General features: G+C 59.3%; 14 protein-coding genes. 7 read left to right on the top strand and 7 right to left on the bottom strand.

Annotated features, from left to right (window positions below):
- Positions 1–46: 46 nt before the first annotated feature.
- From LT42_RS11955 to LT42_RS11945, 3 genes are all read right to left on the bottom strand, one after another.
- Positions 47–1,645 (bottom strand): ABC transporter substrate-binding protein, encoded by a 1,599-nt coding sequence (locus LT42_RS11955; RefSeq protein ID WP_037012626.1) that lies wholly within the window; start codon positions 1,643–1,645, stop codon positions 47–49.
- A 125-nt stretch (positions 1,646–1,770) separates the two neighbouring features.
- Positions 1,771–4,005, bottom strand: a complete 2,235-nt coding sequence (locus LT42_RS24890) for an HET-C-related protein (RefSeq protein WP_152597631.1) — start codon at positions 4,003–4,005, stop codon at positions 1,771–1,773.
- A gap of 184 nt (positions 4,006–4,189) precedes the next feature.
- Positions 4,190–4,906, bottom strand: a complete 717-nt coding sequence (locus tag LT42_RS11945) for an SIMPL domain-containing protein (RefSeq protein ID WP_037012625.1) — start codon at positions 4,904–4,906, stop codon at positions 4,190–4,192.
- 229 nt (positions 4,907–5,135) lie between these two features.
- On the opposite strand from LT42_RS11945, the gene LT42_RS11940 reads away from it, so the two are divergent.
- The 7 genes from LT42_RS11940 to garD all read left to right on the top strand — a co-directional run bounded on the left by LT42_RS11940 (position 5,136) and on the right by garD (position 14,080).
- Complete coding sequence (locus LT42_RS11940) at positions 5,136–6,392, top strand: ATP-binding protein (RefSeq protein ID WP_037012623.1); 1,257 nt, start codon at positions 5,136–5,138, stop codon at positions 6,390–6,392.
- A complete protein-coding gene (locus tag LT42_RS11935) occupies positions 6,389–6,949 on the top strand; it encodes a response regulator transcription factor (RefSeq protein WP_037012622.1) in 561 nt (186 codons plus the stop codon). Before LT42_RS11940 ends, LT42_RS11935 begins: the two co-directional genes overlap by 4 nt.
- 99 nt (positions 6,950–7,048) lie before the next feature.
- Positions 7,049–8,785, top strand: coding sequence for an ABC transporter ATP-binding protein/permease (locus LT42_RS11930; RefSeq protein WP_037012621.1), 1,737 nt, complete (start codon positions 7,049–7,051; stop codon positions 8,783–8,785).
- 107 nt (positions 8,786–8,892) lie between these two features.
- The gene (locus LT42_RS11925; protein ID WP_037012620.1) at positions 8,893–9,642 is read left to right on the top strand and encodes a FadR/GntR family transcriptional regulator; all 750 of its coding nucleotides are present in this window, start codon (positions 8,893–8,895) and stop codon (positions 9,640–9,642) included.
- Positions 9,643–9,969: 327 nt separating this feature from the next.
- On the top strand, positions 9,970–10,881 hold the full coding sequence (kdgD, locus tag LT42_RS11920; protein WP_037012619.1) for a 5-dehydro-4-deoxyglucarate dehydratase: 912 nt from the start codon (positions 9,970–9,972) through the stop codon (positions 10,879–10,881).
- A gap of 262 nt (positions 10,882–11,143) precedes the next feature.
- The gene (locus LT42_RS11915; RefSeq protein ID WP_037012617.1) at positions 11,144–12,514 is read left to right on the top strand and encodes an MFS transporter; all 1,371 of its coding nucleotides are present in this window, start codon (positions 11,144–11,146) and stop codon (positions 12,512–12,514) included.
- 12 nt (positions 12,515–12,526) lie between these two features.
- Positions 12,527–14,080 carry a galactarate dehydratase gene (gene garD, locus LT42_RS11910; protein WP_037012616.1) on the top strand — a complete coding sequence of 518 codons (1,554 nt, stop codon included), beginning with the start codon at positions 12,527–12,529 and terminating at the stop codon, positions 14,078–14,080.
- A 122-nt stretch (positions 14,081–14,202) separates the two neighbouring features.
- Here garD and LT42_RS11905 read toward each other — a convergent pair whose 3' ends face one another.
- The 4 genes from LT42_RS11905 to cra all read right to left on the bottom strand — a co-directional run bounded on the left by LT42_RS11905 (position 14,203) and on the right by cra (position 17,005).
- The gene (locus LT42_RS11905; protein ID WP_037013280.1) at positions 14,203–14,583 is read right to left on the bottom strand and encodes a Rho termination factor N-terminal domain-containing protein; all 381 of its coding nucleotides are present in this window, start codon (positions 14,581–14,583) and stop codon (positions 14,203–14,205) included.
- Between the two features lie 107 nt (positions 14,584–14,690).
- The gene (locus LT42_RS11900) at positions 14,691–15,134 is read right to left on the bottom strand and encodes a low affinity iron permease family protein (RefSeq protein ID WP_052075232.1); all 444 of its coding nucleotides are present in this window, start codon (positions 15,132–15,134) and stop codon (positions 14,691–14,693) included.
- A 90-nt stretch (positions 15,135–15,224) separates the two neighbouring features.
- Positions 15,225–16,004, bottom strand: a complete 780-nt coding sequence (locus LT42_RS11895; RefSeq protein ID WP_037012615.1) for a TatD family hydrolase — start codon at positions 16,002–16,004, stop codon at positions 15,225–15,227.
- Between the two features lie 5 nt (positions 16,005–16,009).
- A complete protein-coding gene (cra, locus tag LT42_RS11890) occupies positions 16,010–17,005 on the bottom strand; it encodes a catabolite repressor/activator (protein ID WP_037012613.1) in 996 nt (331 codons plus the stop codon).
- Positions 17,006–17,085: the final 80 nt, after the last annotated feature.

The raw sequence follows: 17,085 nt of genomic DNA, 5'->3' as shown, positions 1-17,085 counted from the left end.
ACCCGCTTCGGTCAACAAGTGTTACTTCGCTGTTGGTTTCAGCCGATTATTTAGACAGGCTCACGCCGTAGAAAGGCGTCAGACCGAACGGGCTGAGCTTGAAGTCCTGAACCTCCTTACGCATCGGTTGAAACACCTTGGAATTGGCAATCGGGGTGATGGGGACATCGTTTTTCAGGATGTTCTGTGCCTGCTGGTACAGCTTGATCCGCTCGTCGCGGTTGCTGGTCAGTTTCGCCTGGGTGACCAGTTTGTCGTAACCGGGGTTGCACCACTTGGCGTAGTTACTGCCATTGACTGCCGCGCAGCTGTACAGCACGCCGAGCCAGTTATCCGGATCGCCATTGTCACCGGTCCAGCCATAGATCATCACGTCATGCTCCCCGGCCTTGGCGCGCTTGATGTACTCGCCCCATTCGTAGCTGACGATGTTCGCCTTGATGCCAATCTTCGCCCAGTCCGCCTGGATCATCTGCGCCGACATCCGCGCGTTAGGGTTGGACGCCCGCTGTACGGTCATGGCCCAGAGGTTGATCTGTGTGCCGGGTGCGATACCCGCCTCTTTGAGCAGCTGTTTGGCTTTTTCCGGATCGTGTGGCGCGTCCTTGATCTTCGGATCAAAGCTCCACTGCGCAGGGGGCAGGGCGTTCTGGGCCAGCTGTCCGGCACCCTGATAGACCGCTTTGATGATGGCCGGCTTGTCGATCGCCATGTCCAGCGCCTGACGGACTTTCAGCTGATCAAGCGGTGGGTGGGTCACGTTGTAGGCGAGAAAACCCAGGTTGAACCCGGCCTGACTCAGCACTTTGAGATTGGGGTCTTTCTGCGCTTCTTCGATGTCCTGCGGGCGGGGATACCCGCTGATCTGGCATTCACCGGTCTTTAGCTTCTGCAGACGGGTGGCCGGATCGGTAGTGATCGAAAAGATCAGGTTGTCGAGCTTCACATCCGCAGGCTTCCAGTAATCCTTGTTGCCGACGTAGCGAATCTGCGCGTCCTTTTGATAGCGCTTGAACACAAACGGCCCGGTGCCGATCGGCTTGAGGTTGATGTCACCGGCCTTGCCCTGCTTGATGAGTTGCGCTGCGTATTCTGCTGACTGAATAGAGGCGAAGCTCATTGCCAGGTTCTGGATGAACGCTGCATCAATATTGTTGAGATGAAAGCGGACCGTTTGATCGTCGACTTTCTCGACCTGCTTGATGGTGGTGTTCATGCCCATGTCGGTGAAGTACGGAGACTCCGACGGGTAGGCTTTGCGGAAGGGGTCATTGGGGTCGAGCAGGCGGTTGAAGGTGAACAGCACGTCGTCCGCATTGAAATCGCGCGTGGGCTTGAAGTAATCCGTGGTGTGGAATTTCACGCCGTTGCGCAGATGGAAGGTGTAGTTCAAGCCGTCGTCGGACACTTCCCATTTCTCTGCCAGACCCGGCTCGACATCAGTGCCGCCGCGCTTGAACTGCGTCAGGCGATTGAAAACTGTTTCTGCTGACGCGTCGAACTCGGTGCCGCTGGTGTATTGGCTGGGATCGAAGCCGGCAGGACTGGCTTCTGAGCAGTAAACAAGCGTGCTGGCCGCTTGAGCCATTGGCGCGCAGACCAGCATGGCTGCTGTGAGTAGCAGGGGTTGAAACGTCTTTCCCATGAGAACCTCTTGCTTATCCCAAATAAATGAGGCGGCATTCACGCTGCCCCGACTATTGATAGACGATAGACAGCGCGAAGTGCCGCACAGTTGAGGCTATGCGAAAAGGAAAGCAGAATCGCGGGTCAGATCAGACCCAAATACGCTAATACCTTCCGACTCAGGCGGCCTGCGGGTGTGAGGCTCTGGATAAACCAGAAAGGTGAGTTTCGGTCCAGGAATTCGCCTCGCAGAAATTTAAGGTAGGCCTGGCTGTCCTTTTCCATTTGGTCCAAGGCTTTCCTCCCAGAGCGAGCAAGATTTCTGGCGACGCTTTCGAGCTCCTGTTTCGACTCACTGCGGCGCAAATCGACAGTGTTATCCCGGGCCCAGCGGATGACTTTAGCGTCCTGCCAGGTGCAATCCTGCGGATGTTTGAAGTAGGCCGTTGCGACGGCAATGGGGTCAGCACCTGCATCGCCGTTCCAGTAGGAAACCATTGCCTTGGCGACTTGCTCTACCGCGTCAGATGCCAGTGAGGCCGCCAGCAAATGAAGCGGATGCTCGGCATGGTCCTTCGCCAGCTGCGAGTGGGTGGGGTCCGTCGAGCCGTTTTGATGAGGGTCCTGACCGTAACGCGTTTGCCAGTCGTCGATGTGCTCGCCAAGGAATTTCATCATATCTTTCATGATGATCCCGGAGGCATTGCCCACCACCGCTGACAGCCCTTTCAGATAAAGCGCGGACCGTTGCAGGAACTCGACGAAGGGTAGATCCACCCATTCGTCCCGCGCCGTGAGGTATTCCTCGAAAATCTCCAGATACCGTGGGTTGTGGTGTTCCTCCAACAGAATAAGCAGCACTTGTTCACGAGGACTACGATCGCCGCGCTTGATGGGCATGTAAGTCACGTCTTCCGTGGAGAAAAGAACGTCTCCCAGCGGGCCTGCGAGGCTGGCCAATACGTCGGTAGGTCCGAACATCCCGGTCACGAGTGGTAGCCCGGCTTTGCAGTCAGCAGTGGAGGTCCACGGAAGTACGGCGGTATGGCCGTTTTTGATGAGGCTCAATTCGATGAAATTCGAGTGAGCGAAGAAGTCTTCAAGCACATGCAGGGCCGAGCCGAAGGCACGCATGCCCGGGGCGCTGCAGTTCTCTTTCATCGAAAACTCAAGCTCAGCCTGCATGAACGCAACTGATCGTGCGATGTACCGCTTCATTGACGTGTCGCGGTCGACCTCCAGCAGCGAATCTCCCTCGAACACGAGCGGTTCAAAATCAGCGTCTCGGCGGCGAGGGTCGGCTGCGTTGACGTCTGTCACCTTCGGATTATCAATGTGCTCGCTCGGTCGGTAGACGCCAAGGATCTGCGGAGTCACGGTGAAATGCTCGGGCCCCAGGGCTCGGATGCCCTTGAAGCGCTTGATAGACAACACGTCGACGATTCGCGTCAGCGCATCCCGGGAAAGGACATCGGGAAAGTCTTTGGGCATGTTTGTAGCGCGAACAATCTTTGGGTCCAGCAGTTGAGAGTAGTCGCGCAGCCAGTTGCCGAAATACACCGCCTCGCGCTCGTTGTCCGAAAAGGCCAGTCCAGCGAGGACCTTTTCAATTTGCAGGTGCGTTTGATGATGCTTGTCCCCGTCGCCCGCTTCAAATGCCTCGCGATCAGGGTGCAGGTGGCAATGGTCCGGGGCGTTTTTGATATGTTGATAACGGGCCTGGATATCGGCCGCTGCCTGGGCCCATTGGAGCCTCACTTCGCAGGTCTTGTCTTCATAGCCGCTGAAGCCGCAGGCAATCATAACGTCGTCGGCTGGAAACTTGGCGACGCCCGCCAACCAGTACGAAAAGCGCAGGCCTTCCTCGCCCTCGGCATCAGGGGCTATCACTGGCTGATCGCCGGTTTGTGTGTTCCGCAAATCGGTGCGCAGGACGTTATCGAGATGATGACCAAATTCGTGGAAAAGCGCGTCCAGCAGCCAGGAGGTGTCTGCACCGTGCCCGGTCCTGACGTAGAACCCCCAGTCGATGCGGATGACGCGGTCGCGATTGTCATAATCTGCGGCGTAACCGAGGCCATCTACCAACACTAATGGCGGATTCTCCAGCGCGCCGGCCAGAAGGCGTTCACGTAGCGTCCCGTAGGCAGGAACGGGAATGTCGCTTCCGAAGACGTTCCGCATGGCCTTGACGAAGGCTTCAGGACTGAACCTGCGAGCGACCTCAGTCAGGGTGTCGAGTGCGAATGTACTGTGCAGACGCTCGTCGATGAGATCGAGCGGTTTTAGGGCAGTAGCCTGAAAAGACATGATGAGTTTCTTCCTTGAATAAACGTGTTGGCGGGGCTTAAGCCCGTCGCTGGACGGCTTGGAGGCCACCGGTTTGGCGCATGTAACGTGCTGAGGTCAGTCTAGGGATTGCGGGGAGGGATAAAATCAGGCGTATCGCTGGGCTGCGTAGGAGAGGGGCACTGCTGTTTGAAAAAAAAACGATTTACAGTTCGGTAAAACCGATACAGCAGGATAGGGAAAAGGCGGCAACCCCCGGCTGCCGCCGTGTGCATCAAGGGATGGCGACTTCGATGATGCCGTCTGCGGTAACGGTGACCTGACTGGTGCCCGCTTCCACGTCAGGCGTCGGCGCTCCGTCAGAGCGCTCAGCCTTCATCATCATCACTGGCGCGCGCAGGTAAGGCTGCGGGTAGCCCGCCGTGTTCAGGTTCATGTTGACCAGCTTGTAACCCGTACCACCCAGCGCGTCGGTGACCAGCTTGGCGCGGGCGCGGAAGGCGTTGACGGCGTCTTTGAGCAGCGTGTCTTCGCTGGCCTTGCGCGCGGGGTTGGAGATCGAGAAGTCCATGCCGCCCATCTTCATGTCCCCGCCCAGAAGGTCGCCGGTCAGTTTGGACAGAGCCGCGAAGTCGGCGCTTTCCAGGCGCAGCTCGGCATGTTCGCGCCAGCTGGTGATTTTCTGGCCCTTGTCGTCGTAAACCGGGTAGCTGTTGCGGCTGCCCTGACGGATGTTGATGTCCTTGACCTGACGGGCCTCGCCCAGGGCCTTGTTCAGCGTGTCAGTGATGCCAGCCGCCAGCTTGGCCGGGTCGGTGTTTTGCGATTCGGTGTAGAGCGTGACAGTCATCAGGTCGCGCTGGACCTCCTGACTGACCTCTGCACGCACCGACACCTGGTTGTAATGAACGTCGTCTGCCAGAGCAGGGGCGCTGGCCAGCGCGAAGGCGCCGAGGGTGATCAATGTGGCTGTAGGGCGAAGGCTGAGCATAAAAACTCCTTGTTTGGCGAACCGTCCCCAAGTGTGCAGCAAGCCCGGCGGACGGATGCCCATGAGACTGTCGAGGCCGGGGCTTGTTCCGGAGCGCCGTCAACGCGCGCCCCGGCCCGGGTCGCGAAACAGTGGATCGAGTGTGGCGCTTTGACGCACATTGGCAGCATCTGTGGTCGCATTGGTTATACTCGTTCCGATTCGCCTGGAGCGCTCATCAGGAGAGCTCATGCTCGCCCCCCTACAACTGCTGTCTGCCACCCGTCAAAACCTCTGGCGCCTGACGTTCATCCGCATTTTAGTGCTGGGTGCGCAAGCGGGTTCGGTGGGGTTCGCCTATCTGTTCGATTTGCTGCCCTTGCCCTGGCTGCAACTGGACATCACCCTCGGATTCTCCGCGATCGTCTGTCTGCTGACGGCCATTCGCCTGCGCACTTCGTGGCCGGTCACCGAGCTCGAATACGCCGTGCAGCTGGCATTCGACCTGTTTATCCACAGCGCGCTCCTGTACTTCTCCGGCGGTTCGACCAACCCTTTCGTTTCCTATTACCTGGTGCCGCTGACCATCGCCGCAGTCACATTGCCGTGGCGCTACTCGCTCATTCTCTCGGGTATCGCGCTGGCGCTGTACACCTTGATGCTGGCCAAGTTCTTTCCGCTGGACGCTTTCGTTGCTCGCGAAAACATGCAGATCTACGGCATGTGGCTGAGCTTTGCGCTGGCCGCCGGGGTGATTACCTTTTTCGCCGCACGCATGGCTGAAGAGCTGCGCCGTCAGGAACACATGCGTGCGCTGCGCCGGGAAGAGGGCGCACGCGACCAGCAATTATTAGCGGTGGCGACTGAAGCCGCCGGCGCCGCTCACGAACTGGGCACGCCGCTGGCAACCATGAGCGTATTGCTCAAGGAAATGCAGCAGGACCATAAGGACCCTGCGTTGCAGGAAGACCTGTCGGTGCTGCAGGATCAGGTCAAGCTGTGCAAAGAGACCTTGCAGCAACTGGTTCGCGCCGCGGAGGCCAATCGTCGGCTTAATGTGGAGGAGCAGACAGTCACGCGCTGGCTTGATCAGGCGCTCAACCGCTGGCACCTCATGCGTCCGGAAGCCACCTACCGCTTTCAACGTCTGGGGCAGGGTGATGTGCCCATGCTTGCGCCGCCGCCCGACCTGACCCAGGCACTGCTGAACCTGCTCAACAATGCGGCCGATGCCTGCGCCGAAGGGCTTGAGGTCAATCTGGACTGGACCGCCACTGAAATCCGCATCAGCATCCGCGATCATGGCGCCGGCGTGCCGTTGGCCATCGCCGAGCAGATCGGCAAACCGTTTTTTACCACCAAGGGCAAAGGTTTCGGCCTCGGCCTGTTTTTGAGTAAGGCCAGCGTGACCCGCGCGGGCGGCTCGGTGAAACTTTACCCTCACGAGGAAGGTGGCACGCTCACCGAGCTGCGCCTGCCCCGTAACGCACGAGGAGATGACGCATGACTGAAGAAATCCAGGTCGAAGGCGAAGAACTGCCGCACCTGCTGCTGGTGGACGACGACGCCACCTTTACCCGCGTGATGGCTCGGGCCATGGCTCGCCGTGGGTTCCGCGTGAGCACTGCCGGTTCTGCCGAAGAAGGCCTGACCCTCGCGCAGCAAGACATTCCTGATTACGCCGCCGTCGATCTGAAGATGGAAGGCGATTCCGGGCTGGTGCTGCTGCCCAAGCTGCTGGAACTCGACCCGGAGATGCGGGTGCTGATCCTCACGGGCTATTCGAGCATTGCCACCGCCGTTGAAGCGATCAAGCGCGGGGCCTGCAATTACCTGTGCAAACCCGCCGACGCCGATGATGTGCTCGCCGCGCTGCTGTCCGAGCATGCCGACCTGGACACGCTGGTGCCGGAAAACCCGATGTCGGTGGACCGCCTGCAGTGGGAGCATATCCAGCGCGTGCTGACCGAGCATGAAGGCAATATTTCCGCCACTGCGCGCGCGCTGGGGATGCATCGACGCACTTTGCAGCGCAAGTTGCAGAAGCGGCCGGTGCGTCGCTAGGCAGGGAGCACTGGTTAAACATTTCTTCATGGAAGATCGTCTGCGGCGTCTGGCACATTGGCGCCGACGTCCTTCACTGCCCGCTGCCGAGCTTTTGCCATGAATTTCGATGTAGATGAGTCCAGGGTCAACGACGCTGTGAACGGGAGTTTCTTCTCCCGGGTCTGGAAGCTGGTGACGCCTTACTGGCGCAGCGAAGAGAAAGGCATGGCCTGGGTGCTGCTGATCGCAGTGATCGTGCTGTCGCTGTTCAGCGTGTTCATCTCGGTGCTGGTCAACAGTTGGTACCGCGATTTCTATAACGCCCTGCAGAACAAGGATCTGGGCGCCTTTACGCATCTGATCCTGTATTTCTGCGGTATTGCCGCTATCGCCATCCTTGGCGCTGTGTACCGGCTTTACCTCACTCAGATGCTGACCATTCGCTGGCGTCGCTGGCTGACCGAACAGCATTTCGCCAAGTGGCTCGCGCACAAAAATTACTACCGGCTGGAGCAGGGCGGTTACACCGACAACCCGGACCAGCGCCTGTCTGAAGACCTTAATAATTTCACGTCCGACACCTTGAGTCTGAGCCTCGGACTGCTCCGTACCGTGGTCAGTCTGGTGTCATTTTCAGTGATCCTGTGGGGCGTGTCCGGCAGCATCGAGCTGTTTGGCATCACCGTTCCCGGCTACATGTTCTGGGCCGCGCTGATCTACGCCGCCGTCGGCAGCCTGCTGACTCACTTGATCGGCAAACGCCTCATCCTGCTGAGTAATCAGCAACAGCGCTACGAAGCTGATATGCGTTTCTCGCTGGTGCGTGTACGCGAGAATGCCGAAAGCATCGCCCTGTCGGACGGCGAGGCCAACGAAAATCAGCGCCTGAGTGCGCGCTTCGGCATGGTCTGGAGCAACTTCTGGACAATCATGAAGGTGCAGAAGCGCCTGACGTTCTTTACCGCAGGCTATTCGCAAATCGCAATTGTGTTTGCCTTCGTGGTAGCTGCACCACGTTACTTCGCCGGCAAAATCGAATTGGGCGAGCTGATGCAGATCAACTCGGCGTTCGGCAACGTGCAGGAAAATTTCAGCTGGTTCATCGACGCGTATACCCAGCTGGCCTCGTGGCGCGCTACCTGTGATCGTCTGCTCAGCTTCCGTCAGGCCATGGATGAAAACGAAGCGCGTGTGCCATCGATCAAGGTCAGCCACGACAGTAAGGCTCTGCAAATCGATGGGCTGGCGCTGTCTCTGGTCGGCGGTCGCCAGCTGCTTACCAACGCCCACATCAATATTGCTGCGGGCGAGCGAGTCATGCTCAGCGGCCGCTCCGGCAGTGGCAAAAGTACGCTGCTGCGCGCCATGGGTGGGCTGTGGAATGAAGGCCACGGAGCGGTCAGACTGCCGGCCAAACGTGCGTTCTTCCTGCCGCAAAAACCGTATTTGCCCATTGGCACATTGCGCGAGGCATTGAGCTATCCACAGGCGCCCGAGGTCTATCCTGCCGAGCGTTTTGCGCAAGTCCTGGAAACCTGTCGCCTGGGCCATCTGGTCGCGCGGCTGGACGAAATCGAACACTGGCAGCGCATGCTGTCGCCGGGTGAACAACAGCGCGTCGCATTTGCCCGGGCATTGCTGTTCGCTCCGGACTGGCTCTATCTGGATGAAGCCACCTCGGCAATGGACGAAGAGGATGAGGCCGCGCTGTATCAGGCGTTGTTGGACGAGCTGCCGGGCGTGACCCTGCTCAGCATCGGCCATCGCAGTAGCCTCAAGCGATTCCATCGTCGGCATGTGCGCATCGAAGCCGGGCAACTGCACGAGCAGCCGCTCACCGAAACGGCGCTTTGAGCGTAAAGTGCGGTAAATCCCTACAGTCTTGCCGGGTTTGCGGTGTGATCACGCAACCCGGTAGGCTATTATCAGCGTTTCAGCGTATTTAGAGATGCCAGTTGGATATGGAAAATCAGAGTGCTCCGCCTCGCGCACGCAGAAAGCACCGCAGTCTCGCGCAGGAACTGGTGACTGAACTCTCCGAGCGGATCCGCAATGGCGGGCTGAAGCGCGGGGACAAGTTGCCTACCGAGTCTGCAATCATGGAAGAGCAGGGCGTCAGCCGCACGGTTGTTCGCGAAGCCATCTCTCGCCTGCAGGCCTCCGGGCTCGTCGAAACCCGTCACGGCATCGGCACCTTCGTGCTCGACACGCCAAGCCCGAGCGGCTTTCGTATCGATCCGGCCACCATCGTCACCCTGCGTGACGTGCTGGCGATTCTTGAGCTGCGTATCAGCCTGGAAGTGGAATCTGCCGGCCTGGCGGCTCAACGTCGGTCCGCCGAGCAACTCGCCGATATGCGCGCCGCGCTGGATGCACTCAGCGAAAGCGCGGCACACGCCAGCGATGCAGTGGGGGCCGATTTCCAGTTCCACATGGCAATCGCGCTGTCGACCGGCAACCGCTACTTCACCGACATCATGAATCATCTGGGCACCAGCATTATTCCCCGTACCCGCTTGAATTCCGCTCGGCTGGCTCACGATGACAACCAGCATTACATGACCCGACTGAGCCGCGAGCACGAGGAAATCTACGACGCCATTGCGCGCCAGGATTCCGATGCGGCCCGCGCCGCCATGCGCCTGCACCTGACCAACAGCCGCGAACGCCTGCGCCATGCGCATGAAGAGGCTGAGTCGCAGCGGGCTTGAGCTGATTCATCGAAAGGGCAGGCGACGCCGATCCACTGTAGGAGCGCGCTTGCCCGCGAAGGCGGTGGGTCATCTTGCGCAGCGGCGCCTGGAGAAACGCTTTCGCGGGCAAGCGCGCTCCTACAAAGAGCCCTGCAACAGCACCAACCTTTCCTATCCCACCTTCTCCACATCCCGCCTTCCCTGAAAATCACCACTGATCCGCACTCGTCATAAATATTTCAAAACGCTATTGAGTGATCACCTTGCCAGTTGTACGATGACTTACGACATCAGCGCAGGACTGGTGCTTCATCCACAAAAATAGCTCCCCAGGGTGTTCGAATAATGAATCCACAAGAACTGAAGTCCATCCTCTCTCACGGTCTGCTTTCCTTCCCGGTTACCGATTTCAATGCCCAAGGCGACTTCCACCGCGCTGGCTACATCAAGCGTCTGGAATGGTTGGCCCCTTACGGCGCGTCCGCATTGTTCGCAGCGGGCGGTACAGGTGAGTTCTTCTCCCTGACCGGCGACGAATACTCCGAAATCATCAAGACTGCCGTCGACACTTGCGAAACCAGCGTGCCTATTCTGGCTGGCGTCGGTGGCCCGACCCGCCAAGCGATCCAGATGGCTCAAGAAGCCGAACGTCTGGGCGCCAAAGGCCTGCTGCTGCTGCCGCACTACCTGACAGAAGCCAGCCAGGACGGTGTTGCCGCCCACGTTGAAGCGGTCTGCAAATCCGTCAAAATCGGCGTCGTGGTCTACAACCGTAACGTTTGCCGCCTGACACCTACGCTGTTGGAGCAACTGGCCGAGCGTTGCCCTAACCTGATCGGCTACAAAGACGGCCTGGGTGATATCGAACTGATGGTTTCGATCCGCCGTCGTCTGGGTGACCGCTTCTCGTACCTCGGTGGTCTGCCGACCGCAGAAGTCTACGCCGCTGCCTATAAAGCGCTCGGCGTGCCGGTCTACTCCTCGGCGGTGTTCAACTTCCTGCCGAAAATGGCCATGGATTTCTACCATGCCATTGCCAAGGACGACCACGAAACCGTTGGCAAGCTGATCGACGATTTCTTCCTGCCTTACCTGGACATCCGTAACCGCAAACACGGCTATGCCGTGAGCATCGTCAAGGCTGGCGCCAAGCTCGCCGGTTACGACGCAGGTCCGGTCCGCGCTCCGCTGACCGACCTGACGTCGGACGAAGTCGACATGCTGGCTGCACTGATGGACAAGCAGGGCAAGCAGTAACTGCCCGGCTCCCCAAAACCGCTGAGCGATCAGCGGTTTTTTGCCCTCGGGGCTTCGGTTACCGGCAAGCCGGTTCAACCTCCTTATCAGGATTCTGCATTTCGTGCCGGCAAGGCTGCTGGCGTTCGAGGTCCCCAGGCATTGCCTGAAGGTTCTCGTTCATAGCGCTTCACATCGCGTCTGGTTTTTAGGGGCAGAGGCGAGCAGCACACACATAAGATCGTTTACCCGCGCAAAAAAATAATTAGTGGGAGTTTCGAACATGCAAAAAACCAAGCCGACTCACGTCCGCTATTTGATCTTGCTCATGCTGTTTCTGGTGACCACGATCAACTACGCCGACCGTGCAACCATCGCTATCGCAGGCTCCAGCCTGCAGAAAAGTCTCGGCATTGACGCCGTCACCCTCGGTTTTATCTTCTCTGCGTTTGGCTGGGCCTACGTTGCCGGTCAGATCCCTGGCGGCTGGCTGCTGGACCGTTACGGTTCCAAGAAAGTCTACGCATTGAGCATTTTCACCTGGTCCCTGTTCACCGTGCTGCAAGGCTACGTCGGTGAATTCGGCCTCTCGACCGCGATCTTTCTGCTATTTGCGCTGCGCTTCATGGTGGGTCTTGCTGAAGCTCCCTCATTCCCTGGCAACGCCCGCATCGTCGCGGCCTGGTTCCCGACCTCCGAACGCGGCACGGCTTCGGCGATCTTCAACTCGGCGCAGTACTTCGCCACCGTTTTGTTCGCGCCGATCATGGGCTGGATCGTCTACACCTTCGGCTGGCAGCACGTGTTCATCGTGATGGGCAGCATCGGCATCCTGTTCTCGCTGATCTGGCTGAAAGTGATCCACAGCCCGCGTAACCACCCGAAAATCAACAAGGAAGAATTCGATCACATCGCCAATAATGGCGGCATGGTCGACATGGACCAGGACAAAGGCAAAGGCTCGGCAAGCGGCCCGAAATGGGATTACGTGCGTCAGCTGCTGACCAACCGCATGATGCTCGGCATCTACCTGGCTCAGTACTGCATCAACGGCATCACCTACTTCTTCCTGACCTGGTTCCCGGTGTACCTGGTTCAAGAACGTGGCATGACCATCCTGAAAGCCGGTTTCATTGCCTCGCTGCCAGCGATCTGCGGGTTCATCGGCGGCGTCCTGGGCGGGATCATCTCCGACTACCTGCTGCGCAAAGGCCATTCGCTGACCTTCGCTCGCAAGGCGCCGATCATTGGCGGTCTGCTGCTGTCGACTTCGATCGTGACCTGCAACTACGTGGACATCGAATGGGTCGTGGTGGGCTTCATGGCACTGGCCTTCTTCGGCAAAGGCGTAGGCGCACTGGGCTGGGCGGTCATGTCCGACGCATCGCCGAAACAAATCGCCGGTTTGAGCGGCGGTCTGTTTAACATGTTCGGTAACATCGCATCGATCACCACCCCGATTGTCATCGGCTACATCATCAGCACCACCGGCTCGTTCAAATGGGCTTTGGTGTTCGTCGGCGCCAACGCGCTGGTGGCGGTGATCAGCTACATCTTCATCGTCGGTGAAATCAAACGTGTAGAACTCAAGGACACCCCAACGAAGGGTGCCCAACCGGCCAGTGAAGCCGAACTTTCTCAAGCGAAAATCTGAGGAAAAACCGTGATGAACTTGATCCAGCATGCCGACTCGCCACGTTACATTCGCTTGCATGCGCTTGATAACGTTGTCGTCGTGGTCAATGACCAGGGCGTTCCGGCGGGGACTGAATTCGATAACGGTCTGGTGACCGTCGACAATGTGCCGCAGAGCCACAAGGTAAATACCGTGGACATCGCCGAAGGGGAGCCGATCATTCGTTACGGCCACACCATCGGCTATGCCTTGCAGCCGATACCGAAGGGCAGTTGGGTCAGGGAAGATCAGCTGCGCATGCCATCCGCGCCAGCGCTGGACAGCTTGCCGATGTCCGATGCCGTACCGGCCAGGGGCGAGCCGCTGGAAGGCTTCACCTTCGAGGGTTATCGCAACGCCGACGGCACCGTCGGCACGCGTAATATCCTCGGCATCACCACCACGGTGCAGTGCGTGACCGGGGTGCTGGACTTCGCCGTCAAGCGCATCCGCGAGGAGCTGCTGCCCAAATACCCCAACGTCGACGACGTGGTGGCGCTGACCCACAGCTACGGCTGCGGCGTCGCCATCACGGCGAAAGACGCGTACATCCCCATTCGCACCGTGCGCAATCTGGCACGCAACCCGAACCTGGGCGGCGAAGCGCTGGTGATCAGCCTTGGCTGCGAAAAGCTGCAGGCCGATCAGGTCATGCACACCGACGACGCGTCGGTAGACCTGAGCGAGCCCTGGCTGTACCGCCTGCAGGACTCCAAGCACGGCTTCAACGAAATGATCGAGCAGATCATGGAGCTGGCCGAGACACGCCTGAAGAAACTGGATCAGCGTCGGCGCGAAACCGTGCCGGCGTCCGAGTTGATTCTGGGCATGCAATGCGGTGGCAGCGATGCGTTTTCCGGCATCACCGCCAACCCGGCGCTGGGTTTCGCTTCGGATTTGCTGTTGCGTGCGGGCGCGACCGTGATGTTTTCGGAAGTGACCGAAGTGCGCGACGCGATCTACCTGCTGACGTCGCGCGCGGAGAACATGGAAGTGGCCGAAGGCCTCGTCCGTGAAATGGACTGGTACGACCGTTATCTGGCCAAGGGTGAAGCCGACCGCAGCGCCAACACCACGCCGGGCAACAAGAAGGGCGGGTTGTCGAACATTGTCGAGAAGTCCCTGGGGTCCATCGTCAAGTCCGGCAGCAGCGCCATTAACGGGGTGCTTGGCCCTGGCGAGCGGGTCTCACGCAAGGGCCTGATCTTCTGCGCCACGCCGGCGAGCGATTTTGTTTGCGGCACGCTGCAACTGGCGGCAGGCATGAACTTGCACGTATTCACCACGGGGCGTGGTACGCCCTATGGCCTGGCGATGTCACCGGTGGTGAAGGTGTCGACCCGGACCGAGTTGGCGCAGCGCTGGCCCGATCTGATCGACGTTGACGCAGGGCGCATTGCAACCGGCCGCGCCAGCATCGAAGATCTGGGGTGGGAGCTGTTCCACTTCTACCTCGATGTCGCCAGCGGGAAGAAGACGACTTGGACCGAGAAGTACCGCCTGCACAACGACATTACGTTGTTCAACCCGGCACCTATTACTTGAGTCAGATCGTGCGATCCTGGCTGTAAGCCCCTGCTTGCAGCCAGCGCGGCGAGCCGGCCCCAAACGGGGCTGACTTGCCGCTGTTCTGCTCAACTACTTTTTCGCTCAACCACTTCCTGACGTCATTGCGCCTTGCCAATGGCCTCAACCAGTTGTGGCTTGCTCATGGTCGAGCGTCCCGAAATATCCAACTCTCTCGCGCGTTTAAGCAGGTCCGCTTTGGTGCGATCAGCCAACGCACCGTTCCCGTTCTGAGGGGCACCTTCCCGGGCGGCCGCTGCCCGTTTTGCCGAGTCTTTGCGATCATGCGCTTTGGCGCCGGCGGGTTTTTTGGTGCCTGAACCGCCTTTCTTTTCACCGCCACCGGATTGTTTATTCACAGTTGCCCAGGCGCGAGCTTCGGCTTCATCCTTCGACACGCCTTTTGACTCGTAGCTGTCCTCGATCTTGGCTGCCTTGCGCTTTTGTTTGTCGGTGTACTTGTCTTTGTTGTCAGTCGGCATTTTCATACTCCCGTCCAGAGTGAAGATGTGCACGCTGCATTGCGTTAACGCTGTGCCGTTCAACTGTTTAGGAAGGGTATTTGCCGCATTTGTTCATCCCGACTCGATCAGCGGCCCGCAGTCTGCGGCTGAGTCTGTTGCTCATTGAGTACGGCATCCGGGTCTTCTACCGGCTCTGGAAACGCTTCGGTGTGGTCAAACTCGATGCCTTCGCCCATCGCCTTGTATTTCTTGCGCAGGGCGTGCAGTTCCTTCTGATCGAGGTTATCCAGGCTCAGCACAGCGTTCTGTGCGTCTTTGGTCACCCGCAGCAATTCGTCGATCTTGATGTGCAACTCATCGGTATCGCGGTTTTGAGTGTTCTGGATCAGGAAAACCATCAGGAACGTGATGATCGTCGTGGACGTATTGATGATCAGCTGCCACGTGTCGTTGTAGTGAAACAATGGCCCGGTGGCGGCCCAGACGCAGATAAGTGCAATCGCAACGAGGAAGGTTCGTGGGCTGCCGGACCACTGCGACAAGGCCTGCGCGAACTTCGAGAATTTCATTTACGGTTTCCTTGGTTAGTCAGAGAGATAACCAAGGGACCGCGTTGCTTCGCTGGAATTTCTTCGCGGAACATGAAATTGGCGACAGCTTCAGCCCCAGCCGAAGACCTCGCAAGCGTTGGCGCTGCTGGCGGCCGCCAGTGTGTCCGGAGCGATGTTCATGAGTTGAGCGATGGCGGCGCAAATGGCCGGCAAGTGCTCTGGGCTGTTGCGAAGGCCGGCGAACATTGCCGGTGCCATGTCCGGCGAGTCGGTTTCCAGGACCACGCTGTCCAGCGGCAGTTCGGCGATGACCCGGTGCATGCGCAGCGCCTGCGGCCACGTTGCGGCGCCGCCCAGCCCCAGCTTGAAACCCAGCTTGATGTACTCGCGCGCTTCTTCACGGCTGCCGGCGAATGCATGGACGACACCCTTGCGCGCCAGCCTGAAGCGCTTGAGGGCGGCGATCGTGTCAGCATGGCTGCGGCGCACGTGGAGTAGGGCAGGCAGGTTGAAGTCTGCAGCCAGTTGTAACTGCTGCTCCAACAGCGCCAGTTGGCGGGGGCGGTCCTGCGATTCGATGTAGTAATCCAGTCCGATCTCGCCGACGGCGCACAGCTTGGGATGCCCGGCCAGGCGGGTCAGCCAGTCGCGCAGCTCCTGAACGTGCTCGGGCTGATGCTCTTCGAGGAACACCGGATGCAAGCCAAGGGCGGCGTAAACCGAGGGTTGGCTGAGCGCCAGGTCCCAAACGCGTTGCAGGTTGCGCTGATACACGCCCAACACCACCACGCGCTCGACACCCAGCTGCTGGCACCTGGCAAGCACGGCATCACGGTCGGCGTCGAAGTCGTCGAAATCGATGTGCGTGTGGGTGTCGATCAGTCGCATAGGGCTCAGGCCTCGTGAATGCGCTGCTTGAATGTCCGCACGATGGCATGCACGCCTGGCTCGTAGTGATCCTGCTCGATGGCCGACAGCGCCAGGGCAAGGGCTTTTTCGGCGATCAGATGATGCTGCTGGGCCATCGCGTTGACGGGCAGCGGCAGGAAATCCAGCAGTTGGGTGTCGCCGAAGGTGCCCAGATGAAGCTGATCCGGGTTCAGCCGACGCTGGTGCAGCAAATCGAACACGCCTTGCAGCAAGACGTAAGACGTTGTGATCAGTGCGTCGGGGAAATACCCCAGACGGTCGAACATCTCGCTGGCCAGTTGCAACCCGCAGTCACGGCTGAATGCGTCGCCGTGCTCAATGATGACCGAACCTTCGAAGCCCTCCAGCGCATCTTTGAAGCCACCGGCCCGAGCCTGACTCACGCTCAGCTCCGGGCGCGCGCCGATCAGGGCGATGTGCCTGGGCTTGATCTCCAGCAGGCTGCGGGTCAGTTGCTGGCTGGCGTCGTGGTCATCGCTGACCACCGAACAGAAATGCACCGGGTCCATTTCCCGGTCAATCGCAATGATCGGAACCCCTTGCTGCTGCAGCGCACGGTAACTGTCGTCGCTGGCGGGCAAACAGCTCGCGACGAACAATGCATCGCAGCGTCGCGCTCGGAACAGCTGCAACAGCTGCAACTCGCTGATGGGATCGTCGTCTGAACTGGCAATCAGAAGTTGGTAGCCACGAGCGCGAGCGCCCTGTTCCAGTTGTTTGGCAATGCGCGCGTAACTCGGGTTTTCGAGATCGGGCAGGATGAAGCCCAAGGTCCGGGTGTGCCGGCTGCGCAGCCCGGCCGCCTGAGGATTGGGCCGAAAGCCATGTTCCTCAACCACCGCGCGTACGCGCTCCACCGTTGCACTGCTGATACGTTGCTGTTCGGCCTTTCCGTTGATCACGTAACTGGCCGTGGTCACAGAAACACCGGCCAGACGCGCAATATCACTGAGTTTCAAGCCGGGCATCCTTTTCGTGATGAATAGCAAAAGTGGCAGCTGACCTACCGTGGCAGGGATTTTCACCGATTAACAGCCAT

It is taken from the genome of Pseudomonas lutea (assembly GCF_000759445.1).
Classification (GTDB): domain Bacteria; phylum Pseudomonadota; class Gammaproteobacteria; order Pseudomonadales; family Pseudomonadaceae; genus Aquipseudomonas; species Aquipseudomonas lutea.
This window is presented reverse-complemented; position numbering and strand designations above follow the sequence as displayed.

Excerpts from the sequence above, each read along its gene's own strand:
- LT42_RS11955 (WP_037012626.1), bottom strand. The coding sequence starts at position 1,645 with ATGGGAAAGACGTTTCAACCCCTGCTACTCACAGCAGCCATGCTGGTC.
- LT42_RS11945 (WP_037012625.1), bottom strand. The coding sequence starts at position 4,906 with ATGCTCAGCCTTCGCCCTACAGCCACATTGATCACCCTCGGCGCCTTC.
- LT42_RS11940 (WP_037012623.1), top strand. The coding sequence starts at position 5,136 with ATGCTCGCCCCCCTACAACTGCTGTCTGCCACCCGTCAAAACCTCTGG.
- LT42_RS11935 (WP_037012622.1), top strand. The coding sequence starts at position 6,389 with ATGACTGAAGAAATCCAGGTCGAAGGCGAAGAACTGCCGCACCTGCTG.
- LT42_RS11930 (WP_037012621.1), top strand. The coding sequence starts at position 7,049 with ATGAATTTCGATGTAGATGAGTCCAGGGTCAACGACGCTGTGAACGGG.
- LT42_RS11925 (WP_037012620.1), top strand. The coding sequence starts at position 8,893 with ATGGAAAATCAGAGTGCTCCGCCTCGCGCACGCAGAAAGCACCGCAGT.
- kdgD (WP_037012619.1), top strand. The coding sequence starts at position 9,970 with ATGAATCCACAAGAACTGAAGTCCATCCTCTCTCACGGTCTGCTTTCC.
- LT42_RS11915 (WP_037012617.1), top strand. The coding sequence starts at position 11,144 with ATGCAAAAAACCAAGCCGACTCACGTCCGCTATTTGATCTTGCTCATG.
- garD (WP_037012616.1), top strand. The coding sequence starts at position 12,527 with ATGAACTTGATCCAGCATGCCGACTCGCCACGTTACATTCGCTTGCAT.
- LT42_RS11905 (WP_037013280.1), bottom strand. The coding sequence starts at position 14,583 with ATGCCGACTGACAACAAAGACAAGTACACCGACAAACAAAAGCGCAAG.
- LT42_RS11900 (WP_052075232.1), bottom strand. The coding sequence starts at position 15,134 with ATGAAATTCTCGAAGTTCGCGCAGGCCTTGTCGCAGTGGTCCGGCAGC.
- LT42_RS11895 (WP_037012615.1), bottom strand. The coding sequence starts at position 16,004 with ATGCGACTGATCGACACCCACACGCACATCGATTTCGACGACTTCGAC.